Source organism: Nereida ignava, assembly GCF_047114695.1.
Lineage (GTDB): Bacteria > Pseudomonadota > Alphaproteobacteria > Rhodobacterales > Rhodobacteraceae > Nereida > Nereida ignava.
The window spans coordinates 2,219,624-2,239,385 of the sequence record NZ_CP112885.1; the positions used below are offsets into that span (position 1 = coordinate 2,219,624).

Consider the following 19,762-nt stretch of genomic DNA (forward strand, 5'->3'; position numbering starts at 1 on the left):
CTATTCTGCCAAATGGCAGGCCACCCGCGCACCTCTGACCACACGCATTTCGGGACGCTCAGCCGAACATTTCGCCGTAGCGATCGGACAACGTGGGTGAAACGCGCAGCCAGTGGGCGGGTTAATTGGGTCAGGTATTTCACCTTGTGGCGGATCAATCTCACGGCCAAACCCATCCATCTTTGGGGCGGCTGCCAAAAGCATCTGGGTGTAGGGGTGCTTGGGGTTCTCAAACAGCTCATCCGGTGTAGCTTCTTCCACAAGACGGCCCAAGTACAGCACACCAATTTTGTCGCTGATGTGCTGAACCACTGTCAAATCGTGACTGATGAACAAATAGGTCAGACCAAGGTTTTCCTGCAGGTCTGACATCAGGTTCAGCACCTGCGCCTGTACTGACACGTCCAGCGCACTGGTCGGCTCATCACATACAATCAGCTTTGGTTCACTGGCCAAAGCGCGGGCGATACAAATGCGCTGCCGCTGGCCGCCGGAAAACTCATGGGGAAACTTATCTGCGTCCAGCGACGACAAACCGACTTGCTCAAGAAGCTTTTCTGCAAGGCCAACAACATTGCCGCCACGGGCCGATACAGGTTCGTTGATAATCTCACGCACACGCCATCGCGGATTGAGGGAGGCGTACGGATCCTGAAAAATCATCTGGATGTCACTGCGCGCTTTATCAAGCTTGCCGCTGTCTGTCTCGCGGCTCAGATCGATGTCGTTGATCAGCACGCTGCCATCCGTTGGCTTCAACAAGCCCACGGCCATTTTGCCGATGGTTGATTTGCCCGAGCCGCTTTCGCCAACAAGTGAATAAACCGTCCGTTCCTCAACATCAAAACTAACGTCTGACACGGCGGTGAGCATCGCTTTGGGAAGCCGCTCAATGACGCGGTTGAGCCACGGTTTTGAGACGTCAAAAATGCGGGTGAGGTTTTTGACCTGGATCATCGCCATTACGCTGTTTCCTCAGCCGGTTGTTGTATTGGAAAGTGGCATGCAGACCGCCCACCATTCAGTTTTGGGCGGGGCTCTGCACGGCAAATGTCTTGGGCAAATTCACAGCGCGGATGAAAAGCACAGCCCTCGGGCATGGCCGTTAAGCGCGGCATTGAACCTGGAATTTGGCGCAGGCGTTTTAGGCCTTTGCTGGCCAGCGGCGTGGAGCCCATTAGCCCGTCTGTGTATGGGTGTTCGGGGTGTGTGACCACATCGCGTACGTTGCCCAATTCGGCCAATCGTCCAGCATACATGACGGCTACGCGGTCGGCGGTTTCGGCTATGACGCCCATGTCGTGCGTGATCAGCATGACAGCCGTGCCACGGTCACGACACAGCCGTTTAAGTAGAGCGATGATCTGCGCTTGTACCGAAACATCAAGCGCAGTCGTCGGCTCGTCCGCAATAATCAGCGACGGTTCAGCGCAGAGCGCCAAAGCAATAACAACGCGTTGGCGCATGCCACCGGAAAATTCATGGGGATAGCTATCAAGGCGTTGGGCCGCTGCGGGAATACCAACCTCATCCAAGGCCGCAGCCGTGCGTTTGCGTGCCTCATCGCGCGAGATGTCCAGATGCTCAAGCATTGTTTCAGTTAGCTGATCGCCGATGCGCAACAGTGGGTTAAGCGAGGTCAGCGGGTCTTGAAAAACCATGCCAATATGCTTGCCGCGCAACCGACGCATATCTTCGCCTTCAAGCTGATCAATACGCGCGCCGTTCAGCCAAATCTCGCCGCCCGTAATTTTTGCGGGATGGTTCAGCAGGCCAATCACAGCATTACCTGCCATTGATTTACCGGCGCCGGACTCGCCGACAATTCCCAAAATTTCACCGCGGTTGATATCATAGTTAATCTGATCAACAGGCCGCAAAATACCGCCACGTGTCGGTATTTCGACAGTGAGATTGCGGATCGATAAGACAGCTTCAGACATGGGGTGGTCCTCGGGGTTAACCAGTTACGTCGCGGCTTAGCGCAGTTTTGGGTTTAGGGCGTCGCGCAACCAATCGCCCAGCAAGTTCACGGCCAGCGCAAGGGCCAGAAGGGTGCAAGCAGGGAACAGCAAAATCCACCACTCGCCCGAGAACAAAAAGCCCTGACCGATACGGATAAGCGTGCCAAGAGATGGTTGCGTCGGCGGTGCGCCTACGCCCAAAAATGACAGGGTTGCTTCGGCAATGATTGCCAAGGCAAGCGAGATGGTTGCAATGACCAGCACAGGGCTCAGCACGTTTGGCAGGATGTGGCGCAGCATGATTGCGCCGGAGCCGCGGCCAATTAAGCGGGCTGCTTGGACATATTCTTTGTTCTTCTCAACAAGGGTCGCACCACGTACAACACGCGCAAATTGGACCCAATCGGACAAGCCAATTGCCACAATCAAGACCCAGATTGCCATTTGATCACGGTACTCGACGGGGGTGATCCCCTTGGCCACGCCAAAGATCAGCATGGCAACCAAGATCGCCGGAAAGGTCAGTTGAACGTCTGCGATCCGCATGATGATGGTCTCGACCCACCCTCCGACATATGCGGCAACAAGGCCCAAAGTGATGCCCAGAACCATTGCAAACCCAACCGCTGCCGCACCCACAAATAGTGAAATGCGAAGCCCGTAAAGGATGGTTGAGAACACATCGCGGCCCTGATCATCGGTGCCCAGCCAAAAGGTTTCGCCAGTGAATGCGTTGGGCTCCATCGGGCTTGAAAACCCGTTCATCAGGTTCAGGGAGGCCGGATCAAATGGGTCGTATGGTGCGATTAACGGCGCAAAAATTGCTGCCAACACCATCAACATCACAACTGTGAAAGAGATCATCGCAACGGGCGAGCGGCGGAATTGATAAGCAAAATCGCCATCCCACCAATGGGCAAGGCGTCCGCGCGGTTTTGGAGCAGGCGTTGTATCAGCCATGATTAATGTCCTCCCGAACGGTCAGCGCGCAGACGCGGATCAATTGCAAAATAAAGCAGGTCGACGATGAGATTAATTGCCACAAACATCACTGAAATAAGCATCAAATAAGCGGCCATCACAGGGATATCGACGAACTGAATAGCGTTAATAAACAGCAACCCAACGCCGGGCCACTGAAACACTGTCTCCGTGATGATCGCAAAGGCGATGATGCTGCCCAGTTGCAGGCCGGTGACCGTAATCACGGGGACCAATGTGTTCTTTAGGGCGTGACGGAAGTTGACTGATTTTTCGCGGATACCACGGGCGCGGGCAAAGCGGATGTAATCCGCGCGCAGGACTTCCAGCATCTCGGACCTGACCAGCCGCATGATCAACGTCATCTGATAAAGCCCAAGTGTAATGGACGGTAATATCAACGCTTTAAGGCCTGATCCGGTCGCAAATCCAGTCGTCCACCAGCCCAGATCAACAACGCCACCGCGCCCAAAGCTGGGCAGCCAGCCCAATTCAACTGAAAACAGATAGATCAGCAGAATGCCGATCAAAAATGTGGGCAAACTGACCCCGATCAATGAGACCGACATGATGGCGTTGGCGGCGAAACCGTCGCGCCTAATGGCGGTGAAAATGCCAAGGACAACACCGAAAAACATCGCAAATCCGGCAGACACCAAGGCAAGCTCAAGGGTGGCAGGTGCGCGTTCGGCGATGATCTCGGCAACAGGGCGGGCTTGGCGGTAACTCAGCCCGAAATCCCCCTGCATAGCACGGCCCAAAAACGCGCCATATTGGACAACAAACGGGTCATCGAGGCCCAACTCTCCGCGCAACCGCTCAATATCGCTTTGGGTGCGTTCCTGGCCCAACAAACTGTCAATCGGGTCGCCTACAAAGCGGAACATCGAAAAGGCGACAAGCCCCACAACGAGCAAGACAATGAAGGACTGAAATAGGCGGCGGAGAGAGTATGCTAACATTGGATCACAGTTGTTTTTGTAGCCGGCGGGGTCAAGAGCCGAGTGTGCGTTTTGGCGGTATTCACGTCGCGGCAATTACATTTTTGTTAAGTGTCATATGCGGGGAAAAAGCGTGTGTCATAAAAAACGCGCGCAGGCCCAAAGACCTACGCGCAAAATTTCGACGGTATCGATTTATGAAAGGGCGCTGTCACAGCGGCTGCAAACGCCGTCGTGCTTGTGGCTTCCAACATCTGGCAGCACCTTCCAACAGCGGGCGCATTTTTCGCCGTCTGCCTTTGCAAAGCTCACGGCGACGCCTGCTACGTCATCAAGGGCGAACGCGCCCTCAGGGCCTACGCCTTCGACAACCGTGATTTGGCTGGTGATGCACAGGTCTGCGAAGTTATCCGCATCGATCAGGGCAAAAAGTTCTGGCGACAAATAGACCGTTGGCGCAGCTTCAAGCGAGGAGCCAATGACTTTTGCCGTCCGCTCACCTTCCAGCGCACCTGTTACGACGCGGCGGATTGCGCGGATTTTGTCGAGCTTCGCAGCCAGCGCGTCATCGCGCCATTTGGCTGGAGTTTGCACGAAGTCAACAAGGTGGACACTTGTTTCAGCCCCGTTTCGCTCAAGCCAGACTTCTTCCATTGTGAAGGTCAAGATCGGCGCAAGCCATGTTGTGAGGCGGCCATACAGAATATCCAGCACGGTTAATGCAGAAAGCCGGCGGTTCGTGTCACCGTCGCAATAAAGCGCGTCTTTGCGGATGTCGAAGTAAAACGATGACAAATCAAGTGTCGCAAAATCGAAGATGGCACGGAACACACCTTGGAAATCGTATTTTGCGTAGCCGTTGCGCACAGTTTCATCCAACACGGCGATCTTGTGCAGCATGAGGCGTTCCAGCTCGGGCATGTCTTGGGGCGCTACGGTTTTTGCCGCATCAAAGTCCGCAAGGCTGCCCAGCATAAAGCGCATCGTGTTACGCAGGCGACGGTAACTATCGGCCACGTTTTTCAGGATTTCCGGCCCGATGCGCAGGTCAGCGGTGTAATCAGATTGGGCGACCCAAAGACGCAAGATATCGGCGCCGTATTGTTTCGTGACCTCTTCTGGTGCGATTGTGTTGCCGATGGATTTGGACATTTTCATGCCTTTTTCATCAAGCGTGAAACCATGTGTCAGCACGCCGCGATAGGGCGCGCGTCCTTTGGTGCCGCATGCCTGAAGCATGGATGAGTGGAACCAGCCGCGGTGTTGGTCGGTGCCCTCAAGATATAGGTCGGCCAAGCCATCTTCAGACCCGTCTTCACGGTCGCGCAGGGTAAAGGCGTGGGTTGAGCCACTGTCAAACCACACATCAAGGATATCCATCACTTGGGTGTAGTCATCAGGGTTCACGATGCCGCTAAGGAACCGCTCTTTCGCGCCGTCTTTGTACCACGCATCAGCGCCCTCAGCTTCGAAAGCTTCAAGGATTCGTGCGTTTACGTCAGCATTACGCAGCAGGTAGTCTGGATCGTCGTGTTTCGCGCCTGTTTTGACAAAGCATGTCAGCGGTACGCCCCACGCACGTTGACGAGACAGCACCCAATCAGGGCGCGCTTCGATCATTGAGTAAAGACGGTTGCGGCCCGTTTGCGGCGTCCATGTCACCAACTCATCGATGCTGGTCAGGGCGCGCTCACGGATGGTTTTGCCGTGTGTGTCCATCCCGTCATCACAGGCTTTGTCGATCGCGGCAAACCACTGTGGGCGGTTCAAACGGATGACAGGTGCTTTGGAACGCCACGAGTGTGCGTCACTGATCGTGATCCGCGCGCGGGCTAGCAAGCCGCCAACCTCGACCAGTTTTTCGATGACTTTCTGGTTCGCTTTGCCCGGCTTCCCGTTTGAGCGCAGGATGACCTCACCGCCGAAAAACGGCAGATCAGCGCGGTAAGAACTGTCGTCCAAGATGTTGAACGTCATTGGAAGACCGTGTTTCAGGCCGATTTGATAGTCGTCGTCACCGTGGCTGGGGGCGGTGTGAACAAAGCCTGTGCCCGCATCGGCAGTGACGTGATCACCGGCCAGCATAGGTACGTCGAAATCCCATTCCCCATCGGCGCCGTCAGCACCGTGAAGCGGGTGGTTTAGGGTCAGTTCAGCAAGCTCGGCGGCGCTTACATCCCCAACACGGGTGTACATTTCAGTATCAAGGCGTGCGGCGGAAAACGCGCTCTCAGCAAGATTATCGGCAAAGAGATATGTTGCGCCTGCCTTGGCCCAACATTCATCTGGCGTGGAATTCACCTTGTACGCACCATAGCTTACTGTTTCGTTAAAACAGACCGCACGGTTTTGCGGGATGGTCCACGGGGTCGTCGTCCAGATCACCACATAAGTTTCTGTCTGACCCTTAACTGCAAAAGGAACCCAGATCGCATCTGTCTGGCGGTCGTGGTACTCAACCTCAGCTTCCGCAAGGGCTGTCTTTTCCACAGGCGACCACATCACAGGCTTTGAACCCTGATAAAGTGTGCCGTTCATCAAAAACGTTTGGAATTCTTCCGCGATCACGCGCTCGGCATGATATTCCATTGTAAGGTATGGATTTTCCCAATTACCAGTGATGCCAAGGCGCTTGAATTCTTCGCGTTGGATGTCGACCCAGCCTTTGGCAAAGTCCCGACACTCACGGCGGAATTCGACCACGTCGACTGCGTCTTTATCGCGGCCTTTCTTGCGGTACTTCTCTTCGATTTTCCATTCGATCGGCAAGCCGTGGCAGTCCCAACCTGGGATATAGCGGGCATCATGACCCATCATCTGTTGGGAGCGAACGACCATGTCTTTTAGGATTTTGTTCAGCGCGTGGCCGATGTGCAAATGACCGTTTGCATAGGGAGGGCCGTCATGAAGCGTGAAGGGCTTGCGTCCAGATTTTTGGCGCAGCTGGCCATAGACGTCCAGTTCTTCCCATCGTGCAAGCCATTCAGGCTCGCGCTTGGGCAGACCTGCGCGCATTGGGAAATCTGTGCGGGGCAGGTTGAGTGTGGTTTTATAGTCGGGTGTTTCGGCGCACATATCGAGCGTCCTTTTTCGTCATATTTTCAATAGAATAGCGAGAGCGGCGTGAGGGTCTCGAACGCCTTGGCCCGGCGGCTCATAAGGTCAGAGCGCCGGGGATATAATTCGAATAATGTGCAGTGATTGAAACATCATGGGGTGCTTATAGGGGTAGGCCTTGTGGCTGTAAACTATGTGGGCGGTGATACTTTGGCGGCGACCCGTGACCGCCGCAGCCAGTATAAGTGCGCAAAGACGCTGAACACTCAATCGGGCGTCAAATTGGTCTAGTGATTGCGCAGTGATTGCAACGGGGGTGATCTGGGGCTAACTGGAGTTCATGCACAGATATGCCTTGAAAATCGAGTACAACGGCGCGCCTTATCACGGCTGGCAGCGACAGGTTGATTTGCCGTCGGTGCAAGGCATGATTGAGAAGGCCATCGGTAAAGTCGCCGGTAGCGCCCATGAGATTGCGGCCGCAGGACGTACCGATGCGGGCGTTCATGCGTGGGCGCAAGTGGCCCATGTGGACATGGAGCGTGATTGGGACACGTTCCGGCTGTCTGAGGCGATTAATTATCATCTGAAACCGAACCCCATTGCCATCATCGGCTGCGCGAAAGTGACCGAGGCGTTTCACGCACGGTTTTCCGCTGTTGAGCGGCGCTATATTTTCAGAATGGTATCGCGCCGCGCCCCAATTGTGCACGAAGCGGGGCTGGTCTGGCAGGTGAAGCCGCCTTTGTCGCTGGAAGCGATGCAAGAGGGGGCCAAGCATTTGCTGGGCTATCATGATTTCACCACGTTCCGTTCGTCTATTTGCCAAGGTCTGACGCCGTTCAAAACGCTCGACCGTTTAGATGTAAGCGAACATCCGTACCCGGGCGGTGCTGAGTTTCGCTTTGATGTGCGCGCGCGGTCGTTCCTGCATAATCAAGTCCGCAGCTTTGTTGGCACACTTGAACGTGTCGGCGCGGGGCATCTTGAACCATCTGATGTTAAACGCAGGCTTGAGGCATGCGAGCGGTCTGCTTGCGGTCCGGTGAGCGCACCGCACGGGCTGTATCTCGCGGGCGTTGGCTATGACGACGACCCTTTCGAATAAAATCAAAACACTGCGGCTTGCCATTTGCGCGCCCAAAAGGAGATCAAACCGATGATGACATGGACCGCGTTAACCACGTTGAACAACAAAGCACAGGCCGAGGCTTTGGGCGAGGCGCTTGAAACGCTGACGCCAGAGCCCACAGGCGTGGGTGTTTTTGAGGTCGAAGACGGTTCGGGCGTTTGGGAAGTAGGTGGGTATTTCATCGAAGCACCTGATGCGGCAGGCCTTGCGCTTTTGGCGGCCATGAACGGAGCGAAAGATTTTGTTGTTTCTGAAGTGCCTGAAACTGATTGGGTCGCCCATGTGCGCCGCGAGTTGCCGCCCGTCGAGGCAGGCCGCTTTGTGGTCTATGGCAGCCATGACGCAGACAGCTTGCCTGAAGGTAAAATCCCGTTGTTGATTGAGGCCGCAATGGCCTTTGGGACGGGGCACCACGGCACGACGCTCGGGTGTTTGATTGCTCTTGATGAGTTGATTGACGCGGGTTTTGTTGGCCAGAACGTTGCTGACATTGGCTGCGGGACGGCCGTTTTGGCGATGGCGGCTGCAAAAGTATGGCCCCAAACAGTTCTGGCCAGCGATATTGATGAGGTCGCTGTAGAAGTGGCGCTTGCCAACGCAAAGGCCAACGATCTGGAGGGGCGCATCACCTGTGTTGAGGCGGCGGGCTTTGATCATCCGACCCTACAAGGTGCCACGCCGTTTGATCTGATTTTTGCCAATATCCTCAAGGGGCCGCTGTTGATGCTTGCGGATGATATGGCTGGCGCATGTGCGCAGGGCGGGCATATCATCTTGTCCGGTATTCTGAATGAGCAAGCCGATGAGGTACAGACTTGCTACAGCAGCGCGGGTTTTGAGCTGCGCAAACGCAGCAGTATCGGTGACTGGACGACCCTCACGCTGACCCGCAATTAACGTTGCCGTAAGAAAAACAGAGCAATTATCTTAAAATTGTGTTAACAAGACCCTCAGTAACGAATGAGTAACTGAGGGCAACGGTATGTCTGATCGGCAAAAGTTTAAGTCCAAAATGAAGCGATTGGCCAAGCAGCAGCGGCGCGCAGGGTATTATCGTACACAGTCTGTAAATCACGATGGCATGGTACTGGGCCGCGCTCCGGCGCGTGGCGGTTTTCCGTGGCACTTGGTGCTTTTGGCTGCTGCTGCGTTTTGGCTATTTAAGGCGTTTGCTTACACAACAAACGGTCCTGCAGCGTATGTTGAACGCGTTGAGGGCTTACAATCATCCGGTGGTTTGGGGGGCTTTGCAGCGTGGATGATGCAAGCGGATAGCCTGACCATCTGGATCGCTCAATATCTACAGGTGTTCGTCTAAAGCGGCCCCTATTTCTGTAGCCAGCACGCATAAAAAAAGCCGCACGGCCAAAGGGCTGTGCGGCTTTTGCTCGAGACACGCCTGAGGGTTTAGAGCGCGTCTACGTCTGCATATGTCAGGCCGACATCTTCCAATTCACGTGCAGATAGCTGCTTGAGCGCTTTGCGTGTCTGGCGCACATCATTCCAAGACTTTACTTTCGCGAAAGTCGCAATGAACGGAGCGGCAACTGTGAATGTGCTTGCTGCGGGTGCGAAGCGGGATGTTTCGATAACGGCCATGATCGTATTCCTTTACTGCGCAAAAATTATGCGTTTATGGGTGCGTGATGGCGCCCATTTAGGCGGGAAAGATATTTCCGGATAGTGAGTATTTCTGCAATGCAGCTATGATCGGACTGCATATGTCGAAAATGAACAAATAGCCTGTCGTTATTGGGCTATTTGCAGGTCAAGCCTGCCCCGATTTGCACCTGAAATGTCGTATTTGGACAAAAGTATCCACAGGTGTTCAGGATGTCGCAGGTCACGAAAACCTTGGCTGTTTTGTAACAATTCGCGAAATACGCCGATATTTGTTTCTGTTTGGCAAATGTTCGCGTTTCGTGCTACTGCTGAAACGCATAAATATAACAGCAGGCAGGCGACTATGCGGATACTGGGAATCGATCCTGGCTTGGCCAATATGGGGTGGGGTGTCATCGAAATGGTGGGCCCGCGTCTGCGTCATGTCGCAAATGGCATCATCAAAACGAAAACCGGTGATTTGGGCGCGCGACTTTTGGCGCTTCACACTGGGTTGAGTGACGTGATCGCACAGCACGCCCCCGATGCAGCAGCGGTTGAGCAGACGTTTGTCAACAAAGACGGTGTCGCCACGTTGAAGCTTGGGCAGGCGCGGGGAATCGCGATGTTGGTGCCGGCACAGGCGGGCCTTACAATTGGTGAATACGCTCCCAATGCGGTCAAAAAGACTGTTGTTGGCGTTGGGCACGCCGCCAAAGAACAAGTACAGCACATGGTCAAAATGCAGCTACCTGGTGTGGTGTTTGACGGACCGGATGCCGCTGATGCCTTGGCAATCGCCATTTGTCACGCCCATCAACGCGGGGTTGGCACCGGCTTGGAAAAAGCTCTGAAGGCACAAGAAATGAGGTCCGCGGGATGATTGGCAAACTTCAAGGACGTCTGGAATACCGCAGTACAGATCACGTTATGCTCATGGTCGGTGGGGTCGGATACGTTGTGTATTGTAACGAGCGTACGCTTGCCTCAATGCCCAATGTCGGTGAGGCAGCCGCACTTTATACGGACCTTTTGGTGCGCGAGGATCTGCTGCAACTTTTCGGGTTTACCACGCTTGCCGAAAAAGAGTGGCACCGGCTTTTGATGTCTGTGCAAGGGGTTGGCGCAAAGGCTGCGATGGCAATTATGGGTACACTTGGCGAAGCGGGGCTTAGCCGCGCCATTGCCATGGGGGATTGGAGCAGCGTGAAAGCCGCCAAGGGCATTGGCCCTAAGACGGCGCAGAAAGTTGTGATTGATCTGAAAGACAAAGCCCCGGCCATTATGGCAATGGGCGGCAGCGTGCATGACGCGCTGGGCCAGACCAAAGCAGTCACAGATGACGTGATTGATGACGGTGACGACGCAGGCGCACAAAACACGCCGCAAGTAGCCAGCATGTCGACCCAGTCCGAGGCGCTCTCTGCGCTGGGCAATTTGGGCTACGCGCCCCAAGACGCGGCGTCGGCCGTGGCGCAAGCCAGCGATCAAGGTGCGCAAGATACAGGTGCGTTGATCAAAGCGGCGTTGAAACTTCTGGCGCCGAAGGGCTAAGGAAGGCCCATGGAAAGTGATCCCACATTGCGCCCCGAGCGGCTTGCCGAAGACAATGATCGCGCATTGCGCCCGCAAGGTCTTGATGAGTTTATCGGTCAGGCAGAGGCACGCGCAAACCTGAAGGTTTTCATCCAGTCTGCGCGTCAACGTGAGCAGGCGATGGACCACACATTGTTTCACGGCCCACCGGGTTTGGGCAAAACGACCCTTGCTCAAATTATGGCCCGTGAGCTTGGGGTGAACTTCCGCATGACATCCGGGCCTGTGCTTGCCAAGGCGGGTGATCTGGCAGCGATTTTGACCAACCTTGAAGCACGCGACGTTTTGTTCATCGATGAAATTCATCGACTGAACCCAGTTGTCGAAGAGGTGCTTTATCCTGCACTTGAGGATTTTGAACTTGATCTGGTGATTGGCGAAGGCCCTGCCGCGCGCACCGTGCGGATTGAATTGCAGCCATTCACACTTGTCGGGGCGACTACCCGTCTTGGTCTTTTGACAACGCCGCTGCGTGACCGCTTTGGCATTCCAACGCGGCTACAGTTTTACACCACCGATGAGCTGCACGAGATTGTCGCCCGCGGTGCGCGGCTTTTGGGCGTTACCGCAGATGATGAGGGCATTCGCGAAATTGCAAAACGTGCGCGCGGCACCCCGCGTATCGCGGGCAGATTGCTGCGCCGTGTCGTGGATTTTGCGCTGGTGGAAGGCAACGGCCAGATCAGCCGTGCCCTTGCGGATAATGCATTGACCCGTTTGGGAGTTGATAAGTTGGGCCTTGATGGCGCGGACCGTAGGTATCTCAGCCTTGTAGCGGAGAATTATCAGGGTGGGCCCGTTGGCATTGAAACAATGGCTGCCGCTTTGTCTGAAAGCCGTGATGCGCTTGAAGAAGTGATTGAGCCTTACCTGCTGCAGCAAGGTTTGATACAGCGCACCCCACGCGGCCGGATGTTGGCACAAAAGGCATGGGATCATTTGGGGCTGGCCGCACCCAAGAAACAGGGCGGCCTTTTTGAATAACGGCGCAGGGTTCACAGATGCATGATCAAGAAACATACACCGCAAAAGACGTAGAGGCCTGCTTTACCCGCTCTGATGGGGCTTATGTTTTTGCCCGTTGGGGCAGGGCGATCGCCCCCGTCATCTTTGGTGTGGATGAGGCGACTTTGGGGGTGTTCAAAGGCGCGTGCGAAGCTGTCGTTAGCCTTGCAGGGCACAAAATGGCGGAAGTGGACCCTGAGATTGGGGCGAACCTGATGGTCTTTTTCTGTTCTGATTGGTCCGAACTTACCGAGGTGCCGCATCTTGAACGGCTGGTCCCTGATCTGGTCCCGCTTGTAGAACGTCTCAAATCTGCTGATGCCAACCAGTATCGCATTTTCCGCTTTGATGATGATGGTGGGATCAAAGCGTGTTTTGTCTTTTTGCGGATGGATGAGGTGCTTGCGGACACACCGGCTGATACAATTGCGCTGAGCCAGATGGCGCAGATGATTGTGCTTTGGTCTGATCAGGCATTTGTTGGCAGCTCTCCCTTGGCGATTGTGCCCGATGGCGGGGTGATCCTGAAGCCGCAAGTGGGTCAACTGATCCGCGCCGCTTATGATCCTGTGCTGCCGGCTGCATCGCGCGATCCGTCCCATGCTTTACGCCTTTTCGCGCGGCTTACGGCGGCAGGTCAGGTCCAATGAAACACCGTTTGCCCATTCGTGTTTACTACGAAGATACCGACATGGCTGGTATTGTGTACTACGCCAATTACCTGAAGTTTATCGAGCGCGGTCGCACTGAATTTGTCCGTGAGCTTGGGGTAGATCAGCGCCAGCTCAAAGAGGACGAGGGCATCGTTTTTGCGGTCCGTCACGTGGACGCGGATTATCTCGGTTCTGCAAAATTTGACGATACGCTGAGCGTTGAGACTGCCATTGAAACGATCACCGGTGTCCGCTTGGTGTTTCGCCAGGATGTACGGCGCGACGGAGCTTTGTTGTTTACGGCGCTTGTGACTATTGTGGCGATCAATGAGGCGGGGGCACCTGCGCGTCTGCCAGCAAATATTCGCCGAAAGTTGCATTAAATCGCGCCTACGCATGCTCAGCGTAGTAATTAAATGAAACATCGCCTATTATGTATGCAATTGGGTCCGCAAAGAGACCCGCAGTACATGAGCAGGCCATATGGAACACGCAGCAGATTTCTCAATGTGGGCGCTATTCGCGCGCGCAACGATCACCGTAAAACTCGTCATGATCATCCTGATTATCGCCAGTTTCTGGGCGTGGTCGATTATTGTTCAAAAGACAATCCAGTACCGCAAAGCGCGCGCAGAGGCCGCGAAATTTGATCAGGCTTTTTGGTCCGGCACCCCGCTTGATGGTTTGTTCGATGAGATTGGACCGGCGCCCGAAGGCGCATCAGAAAAGATTTTCGCGTCAGGCATGCTTGAATGGCGTAGGTCTCACCGAACGGATGGTGGTTTGATCGCGGGTGCGACCAGCCGCATTGATCGTGCCATGGACGTGGCGATCAACCGTGAAGCCGAAGAACTGCAAAAGGGCCTGACCGTATTGGCCACTGTTGGATCCGCATCACCCTTCATCGGGTTGTTTGGAACCGTTTGGGGTATCATGAATGCCTTTATTGAGATTGCAGAACAGCAAAACACCAACCTTGCAGTTGTAGCCCCTGGCATTGCCGAGGCGCTTTTGGCGACAGGTTTGGGCCTTCTCGCTGCGATCCCTGCGGTTATCTATTACAACAAGCTTAGCGCAGACAGTGACCGAATTGTCGGCAATTACGAGGCGTTCTCTGACGAGTTTGCCACGATTTTGTCGCGCCAGTTGGATAGCTAAGCCATGGGTGCGGGTACAATCAAAAAAGCCGGCGGGGGTGGTCGCGGCCGCCGCCGCGGTCGTGCACAGCCGATGGCAGAAATCAACGTAACGCCTTTTGTTGATGTGATGTTGGTCTTGTTGATCATCTTCATGGTTGCTGCACCCTTGCTGACGGTTGGGGTGCCTGTTGAATTGCCCAAAACTGCGGCCACAGCGCTTTCATCGGACAACGAAGAACCACTGACGGTGACGCTGACCGCTGATGGCGTTGTGATGATTCAAGAAACTGAAGTTGAACGCGAAGCACTGATTGGGCGCTTGCAAGCGATCGCCACCGAGCGCAGTGATGATAAAATTTTCCTGCGTGCTGATGGGGCTAACACCTATGCGAGTGTTGCAGAAATCATGGGTGCTTTGAATGCGGGTGGCTTTTCAAACATTGGCCTTGTGACAGACATTGGCGGCCCCACGCTTGATGGTGTGACGCCGGTGCAGGAGCAGTAGGCACGCCTGATGCGCACGGGCTACATCATATCCGGAGTGGGTCACGCGGGCCTTATCGGCTACCTTCTTGTGGGGCCGATCTTTTCTGCTGATCCGCCGCCTTTTGAGGATGTGGAGGTAAGCGTTATTTCCTCGGCTGAGTTTGATGCGCTCACCAATCAAACACCTCCTGAAACCCCGACGCAGATTACGGCACCGGAAGCTATTGTTGCACCGCCTCTTGAGCCTACGCCTGAGCCTGCGCCGCAGCCTGTGCCTGAACCTGTGCGGCCCCAAACGCCTGAGCCTGTGCGCCCGACACCGCCGCCTGATGCCTCGCCCGATGTGAGCCAGGTTGCCCCGTTGCCACAGACGGATGTGACCGATGAGGCACCCGAAGAACCCACGCCGCCAGCGCCCCCGCCAGAGCCGCAAGTGAGTGCTGTTATTGATGCGTCCAAGCGCCCCAAAGCAAGACCCGCGCCACGTATTGCACCCCAAGCGGTAGCCCCACCGCCCCTTGATGCGACCATCGCGGATCAAACCCAAGAGGCGGTCGTAGAAACGAATGATCCTGATGCGCTGCCAAGCACTCAAAGCGATGCTCAGCAAGCAACGGCCCCTGAAGAGGCTGCGCCCGAAGTCGTGACGGAAGCAGAAGAAGCAGGTGGCGCGCCAACCCGTTCAATCCGCCCACCCGCGCGTCCCAATAGGCCTGTGGCACCGGTGCAAGCCGCCCAGTCTGAGGTGGCGTCCGAGCCCGATGCGGCTGCGCAAACTGCTGAAACCGCAGATGCTTCGCCTGCAAGCGATGCGCCCGTTGGTCCACCAATGACCCAAGGCGAGCGCCAGTCGCTTGTTGGTCAGATACAGAACAAATGGGCTGTCCCGCCGCGCGTGATTAGCGACCAAGTCGTGATCACTGTGCGCTTTGCAGTGGGGGAAGACCGGCGTCCAATTTCAGGCTCTGAGGAGTTGATCAGCGGCTCGGGCAGTGCTGATCTGAACCAGATTGCATACCGTGCAGCGCGAAGTGCGATTTTCCGCGCAGGTGCACAGGGCTTTGATTTGCCTGATGACAAATACGATCAATGGAAAGACATTGAGATTACCTTTAACCCGTCAGGCCTGCGCCTGAAGTAATGAATGAGGGATAGGTTTATGAGGCAGTTTATTGGTGCCATTTTGTTTGCAGCGTCCGCAACCCTTGGATGCATCGCCCCCAGCACAAGCGTGGCACAGCCCCTGCGGCTTGAGATTACGGACGGCGTCATTGAGCCGCTGCCCTTTGCTTTGCCCACCTTCATTTCCGAGACATCCAACGCGGGTGAGATGGCCCAGCAGATCAGTGGTCTGGTTGCAGATGATTTGCGCGGCACTGGGTTGTTCCGCCAAATCCAGCCGGAAGCGTTCATTAGCCAAATCAGCGCCTTTGGCGCGCCAGTGCAATACCCCGATTGGCGCGCGATCAACGCCCAAGCGCTTATTACGGGTGCAGTTTCAGTCAGCGGCAATGGCCGCGTGACCGTTAAGTTCCGCCTGTATGATGTATTTACTGGCTCCGAATTGGGCCAAGGCCTTCAGTTTGTCGGCACCACTGATGGCTGGCGCCGGATCGCCCATAAGGTGGCCGACGAGGTTTATGCGCGCATCACTGGCGAGGGGCCTTATTTTGACAGTCGCGTTGTTTTCGTCGGCGAAACTGGCCCCAAAGAGAACCGTGCCAAACGCCTTGGGATCATGGATTTTGACGGTGCAAACGTTCAATACCTGACGGATAGCAGCGCCATTGTGCTTGCACCACGTTTTTCGCCTGACGGTGAGCGGGTGCTCTACACCAGCTACGAGACAGGCTTCCCGCGCATCTACGTGCTGGACGTGGGCCGCGTGTCACGACGCGCGCTTGATGTTCCCGACGGCTCCATGAGTTTTGCGCCGCGTTTTGCGCCCGATGGGCGGACAGTGGTGTTCTCGCTCACAACTGGGGGCAACACGGATCTTTATACGCTTGATGTGCGCACCAATGCGCGCACACGCCTGACGTCGACCCCAGCCATTGAAACGGCCCCAAGTTATTCACCTGACGGGCGCAGCATTGTGTTTGAAAGTGATCGCTCAGGCTCGCCGCAGCTGTACATTATGCCCGCCACAGGTGGTGAGGCGCGCCGCATTAGCACAGGTGCGGGACGCTACGGCACGCCCGTTTGGTCGCCGAAGGGGGATTTGATTGCCTTTACCAAGCAAAATCGTGGCCGGTTTCATATTGGCGTGATGCGCACGGATGGTTCTGAGGAGCGGCTTTTGACCGCGTCCTTCCTTGATGAGGGCCCAACGTGGTCGCCCAATGGTCGGGTCATCATGTTTACCCGTGAAACCCAAGGCGCAAATGGCGCGCCTGCGCTTTATTCAGTGGATATTTCGGGGCGTAATCTCGCAAAAGTGCGCACTCAAACAGCGGCATCTGATCCTTCATGGTCGCCTTTACAGCGCTGATGTGCTAATTTGACACCAAACAACAACAATAATTGCAGCTCATCTAAGACAGGACATCACTTATGAAGACGTTGACAAAATCAGCACTGCTTATCGCGGGCATGTCATTGGCCGCCTGTAGTAACGGCACCCTATTCGGCTCTGGCGGGGGTATTGGCGGCAGTGGAAATGGCGCGTTTGGTTCCAACGGTGGGGTGGGTGTCAGCGCACTTGATCCCGCGTCCGTCGGTTATTTCAACGAGACCGTTGGGAATAAAATCCTGTTTGATGTGGACCAAAGCACGTTGAACGCTTCGGGGCGCTCTATTTTGGATGGTCAGGTGGCTTGGCTGCGTGCCAACCCTGCATTTATTGCCGTGATCGAAGGTCACGCGGATGAGCAGGGCACGCGTGAGTATAACTTGGCCCTTGGTGCGCGGCGCTCTAACGCGGTGCGTGAATATCTGGTCAGCCAAGGCATCGCAGGCACGCGCCTGCGTACGCTGACATATGGCAAGGAACGCCCGATCGCCGCGTGTTCGACCGAGAGTTGTTATGCGCAAAACCGCCGCGCGGTGACCATCTTGTCCGGATCAGGCACAAGCTGATGCGGGCGCTGCGCGTTGTTGCAATTTGTGCTGCGCTGCTGCCTTGCGGGGCAGCGCTAAGCGCGGAAACTTTGGGGGATGTGCGGGCGGACCTGTCCCGACTTGCCGCCGAAATCAACAGCCTGCGCGCCGAACTATCCGCCACCGGCAGCACCAATCCGCTTGCGGGGGATGTTTCTACTCTTGCGCGCATTGAGACCCTTGAGGCGACTTTGTCTCAGTTGACTGCAAAGACCGAGCAATTGGATATTCGCATTAATTCGGTGGTGCGTGATGGAACAAACCGCCTTGATGATTTGAACTTCCGCATTTGCGATCTTGATCCCGCCTGTGACATCGCCACCATCGGGTCGACTGCCGTATTAGGCGGCGTTGAAGTTGTAGGGCCTGCTACGAATGTCGTAGTTCAAGAGGAAAATGATGTTTCACTGGCCATTGGCGAGCAGACAGACTTTGAGCGAGCTGAGGCGGCCCTCACTTCAGGTGACTTTCGCAGCGCCGCGGACCAGTTTGCGGCCTTTACTGAGACCTACCCAGGCGGGCCGCTAGCGACCCGTGCCAATTTGTTGCGTGGTGATGCACTTGCGGGGCTGGGCGATATGGCACCGGCTGCGCGTGCCTATCTTGATGCGTTTTCTGGTGCGCCAAGTGGCCCTGAGGCTGCCCCTGCGCTGTATAGGCTTGGCACATCCCTCGCTGATTTGGGCCAGACATCTGAGGCCTGCGTTACCTTGGGTGAGGTCACAAGTCGTTTTGCCTCTGCCCCCGAAGCTGCCCAAGCGGCGGCCGCGCGTTTGAACATGGGCTGCGAATAGCGCGTGGTTTCAACGGCTGTTCTGATTGACAAACTGGATCAGCTCTATGGCTGGGAACCGCCTGCATTGATCGGTGTGGCGGTATCTGGTGGGTCTGATAGCCTTGCACTGCTGCATCTGTTGAACGATTGGGGACGTGCAAAGATTGTTGCGGCCACGGTTGATCATGGTTTGCGAAAAGAGGCGGCTGAGGAGGCTGCCTATGTTGGCCGCATTTGTGCCGCCCTCAATATTCCGCACGATACCCTGCGTTGGACCGCATGGAACGGCAGCGGCAATGTCCAAGACGAAGCACGCCGTGCGCGTTATGGCCTTTTGGCGCGGTGGGGCAAAAAGCGCGGTGTTCATTTTGTGACACTTGGTCATACCCGCGATGATGTCGCTGAGACATTCTTGATGCGGCTGGCTCGTAAATCAGGTGTTGATGGTTTGGCCGCAATGGCCGCACGCGCGGACAAAAACGGGATGCGTTTTGATCGCCCCCTGTTGGATATGAGCCGTGCCGATCTTCGCCACTACTTGCATGAAACAGGTGTTGCTTGGGTTGATGATCCTTCCAATGACAACGATGCATTTGAGCGCGTAAAGGCACGCCAGCTGCTTGAACATTTGGGTGAAATGGGGATCACGTCTGATGTGTTGGGCAGTGTCGCGGCTAAGTTGCGTGCTGAGCGGTCCGCCTTGGGGCAAGCCGTCTATGAGCTTGCTGACCGGATCACACACGAGGAAGCAGGCGACGTTATCATTGACGCCAAACGGTTCTCTATTGCGCATCCTGAATTGCAGCGCCGCCTTTTAAACGGTGCCCTTCAATGGGTGGCCAGTGCGGATTATACCCCGCGCCATGATGCCCTTATGGAAGTCGCGCAAGCGATCGATATGCGACAGACCAAAACGCTTCATGGCTGTTTGATTACGGCCGGTGCAGCAGATATTCGCATTGGCCGGGAATTTAACGCGGTTTGGGATGCAACCGCCCAACCGAGCGCACTGTGGGATGGCCGCTGGCAACTTGCTGGACCAGCTGAATTGGGCGATGAGGTGCGCGCGTTGGGTGAAGAAGGCTTGGGCCAGTTGCCTGACTGGCGCGCAGCGGGATTGCCGCGCCGTTCATTGATGGCGTCACCATCTGTTTGGCGCGCAGACCGGCTAATTGCCGCTCCTTTGGCCTCATTTAATGCTGCATGGAGCGCAAAATGCGCGACATCTTACATCAGTTCCCTTTTAACGCATTGAAGTTGGGGATGTAGTCTCTATTTTAAGACCTAACAGTTATGCACGCCCTCTAGGGGGTGATGCGATTCCCCACATTG

Annotated in this window: 21 protein-coding genes; 15 read left to right on the forward strand and 6 right to left on the reverse strand. The window is 55.6% G+C overall.

Annotated features, from left to right (window positions below; genetic code table 11):
• From OLX08_RS10945 to ileS, 5 genes are all read right to left on the reverse strand, one after another.
• A complete protein-coding gene (locus OLX08_RS10945; protein WP_391481412.1) occupies positions 1-963 on the reverse strand; it encodes an ABC transporter ATP-binding protein in 963 nt (320 codons plus the stop codon).
• Positions 963-1,943: an ABC transporter ATP-binding protein gene (locus OLX08_RS10950; RefSeq protein WP_391481414.1), complete on the reverse strand. Its 981-nt coding sequence runs from the start codon at positions 1,941-1,943 to the stop codon at positions 963-965. The genes OLX08_RS10945 and OLX08_RS10950 overlap by 1 nt, the downstream gene beginning before the upstream one ends.
• Before the next feature lie 36 nt (positions 1,944-1,979).
• Positions 1,980-2,924 carry an ABC transporter permease gene (locus OLX08_RS10955; protein ID WP_341246220.1) on the reverse strand — a complete coding sequence of 315 codons (945 nt, stop codon included), beginning with the start codon at positions 2,922-2,924 and terminating at the stop codon, positions 1,980-1,982.
• 2 nt (positions 2,925-2,926) lie between these two features.
• Positions 2,927-3,907, reverse strand: a complete 981-nt coding sequence (locus tag OLX08_RS10960; protein ID WP_391481415.1) for an ABC transporter permease — start codon at positions 3,905-3,907, stop codon at positions 2,927-2,929.
• A 174-nt stretch (positions 3,908-4,081) separates the two neighbouring features.
• Complete coding sequence (gene ileS / locus OLX08_RS10965) at positions 4,082-6,961, reverse strand: isoleucine--tRNA ligase (RefSeq protein WP_391481416.1); 2,880 nt, start codon at positions 6,959-6,961, stop codon at positions 4,082-4,084.
• Between the two features lie 322 nt (positions 6,962-7,283).
• Here ileS and truA point away from each other — a divergent pair, with 322 nt between their 5' ends.
• From truA to OLX08_RS10980, 3 genes are all read left to right on the forward strand, one after another.
• Positions 7,284-8,051 (forward strand): tRNA pseudouridine(38-40) synthase TruA, encoded by a 768-nt coding sequence (gene truA, locus OLX08_RS10970; protein ID WP_391481417.1) that lies wholly within the window; start codon positions 7,284-7,286, stop codon positions 8,049-8,051.
• Between the two features lie 51 nt (positions 8,052-8,102).
• Entirely contained in the window at positions 8,103-8,972 is an 870-nt protein-coding gene (locus tag OLX08_RS10975; RefSeq protein WP_391481419.1) for a 50S ribosomal protein L11 methyltransferase, read from the forward strand.
• Positions 8,973-9,057: 85 nt separating this feature from the next.
• Positions 9,058-9,393 (forward strand): hypothetical protein, encoded by a 336-nt coding sequence (locus OLX08_RS10980; protein ID WP_391481420.1) that lies wholly within the window; start codon positions 9,058-9,060, stop codon positions 9,391-9,393.
• A gap of 89 nt (positions 9,394-9,482) precedes the next feature.
• Here the strand turns inward: OLX08_RS10980 and OLX08_RS10985 are convergent, their stop codons facing one another.
• Positions 9,483-9,674 (reverse strand): DUF1127 domain-containing protein, encoded by a 192-nt coding sequence (locus OLX08_RS10985; RefSeq protein ID WP_048599636.1) that lies wholly within the window; start codon positions 9,672-9,674, stop codon positions 9,483-9,485.
• A 367-nt stretch (positions 9,675-10,041) separates the two neighbouring features.
• On the opposite strand from OLX08_RS10985, the gene ruvC reads away from it, so the two are divergent.
• The 12 genes from ruvC to tilS all read left to right on the forward strand — a co-directional run bounded on the left by ruvC (position 10,042) and on the right by tilS (position 19,685).
• On the forward strand, positions 10,042-10,560 hold the full coding sequence (ruvC, locus tag OLX08_RS10990; protein WP_391481422.1) for a crossover junction endodeoxyribonuclease RuvC: 519 nt from the start codon (positions 10,042-10,044) through the stop codon (positions 10,558-10,560).
• Positions 10,557-11,231 (forward strand): Holliday junction branch migration protein RuvA, encoded by a 675-nt coding sequence (gene ruvA, locus OLX08_RS10995; RefSeq protein WP_391481423.1) that lies wholly within the window; start codon positions 10,557-10,559, stop codon positions 11,229-11,231. Before ruvC ends, ruvA begins: the two co-directional genes overlap by 4 nt.
• Positions 11,232-11,240: 9 nt before the next feature.
• A complete protein-coding gene (ruvB, locus tag OLX08_RS11000; protein WP_048599633.1) occupies positions 11,241-12,257 on the forward strand; it encodes a Holliday junction branch migration DNA helicase RuvB in 1,017 nt (338 codons plus the stop codon).
• A 17-nt stretch (positions 12,258-12,274) separates the two neighbouring features.
• Positions 12,275-12,928, forward strand: a complete 654-nt coding sequence (locus OLX08_RS11005; RefSeq protein ID WP_391481424.1) for a hypothetical protein — start codon at positions 12,275-12,277, stop codon at positions 12,926-12,928.
• The gene (gene ybgC, locus OLX08_RS11010; protein ID WP_391481426.1) at positions 12,925-13,314 is read left to right on the forward strand and encodes a tol-pal system-associated acyl-CoA thioesterase; all 390 of its coding nucleotides are present in this window, start codon (positions 12,925-12,927) and stop codon (positions 13,312-13,314) included. The genes OLX08_RS11005 and ybgC overlap by 4 nt, the downstream gene beginning before the upstream one ends.
• Positions 13,315-13,414: 100 nt before the next feature.
• Positions 13,415-14,089 carry a protein TolQ gene (tolQ, locus tag OLX08_RS11015; protein WP_391481427.1) on the forward strand — a complete coding sequence of 225 codons (675 nt, stop codon included), beginning with the start codon at positions 13,415-13,417 and terminating at the stop codon, positions 14,087-14,089.
• Between the two features lie 3 nt (positions 14,090-14,092).
• Entirely contained in the window at positions 14,093-14,575 is a 483-nt protein-coding gene (gene tolR, locus OLX08_RS11020) for a protein TolR (RefSeq protein ID WP_391481430.1), read from the forward strand.
• 9 nt (positions 14,576-14,584) lie between these two features.
• Positions 14,585-15,697 carry an energy transducer TonB gene (locus tag OLX08_RS11025; protein WP_391481431.1) on the forward strand — a complete coding sequence of 371 codons (1,113 nt, stop codon included), beginning with the start codon at positions 14,585-14,587 and terminating at the stop codon, positions 15,695-15,697.
• Positions 15,698-15,715: 18 nt separating this feature from the next.
• Entirely contained in the window at positions 15,716-17,047 is a 1,332-nt protein-coding gene (gene tolB, locus OLX08_RS11030; protein WP_334066558.1) for a Tol-Pal system beta propeller repeat protein TolB, read from the forward strand.
• A gap of 62 nt (positions 17,048-17,109) precedes the next feature.
• Entirely contained in the window at positions 17,110-17,634 is a 525-nt protein-coding gene (pal, locus tag OLX08_RS11035) for a peptidoglycan-associated lipoprotein Pal (protein ID WP_391481433.1), read from the forward strand.
• Positions 17,634-18,449 carry a tol-pal system protein YbgF gene (gene ybgF, locus OLX08_RS11040; RefSeq protein WP_391481434.1) on the forward strand — a complete coding sequence of 272 codons (816 nt, stop codon included), beginning with the start codon at positions 17,634-17,636 and terminating at the stop codon, positions 18,447-18,449. Before pal ends, ybgF begins: the two co-directional genes overlap by 1 nt.
• 3 nt (positions 18,450-18,452) lie before the next feature.
• Entirely contained in the window at positions 18,453-19,685 is a 1,233-nt protein-coding gene (tilS, locus tag OLX08_RS11045) for a tRNA lysidine(34) synthetase TilS (RefSeq protein WP_391481436.1), read from the forward strand.
• Positions 19,686-19,762 lie beyond the last annotated feature (77 nt).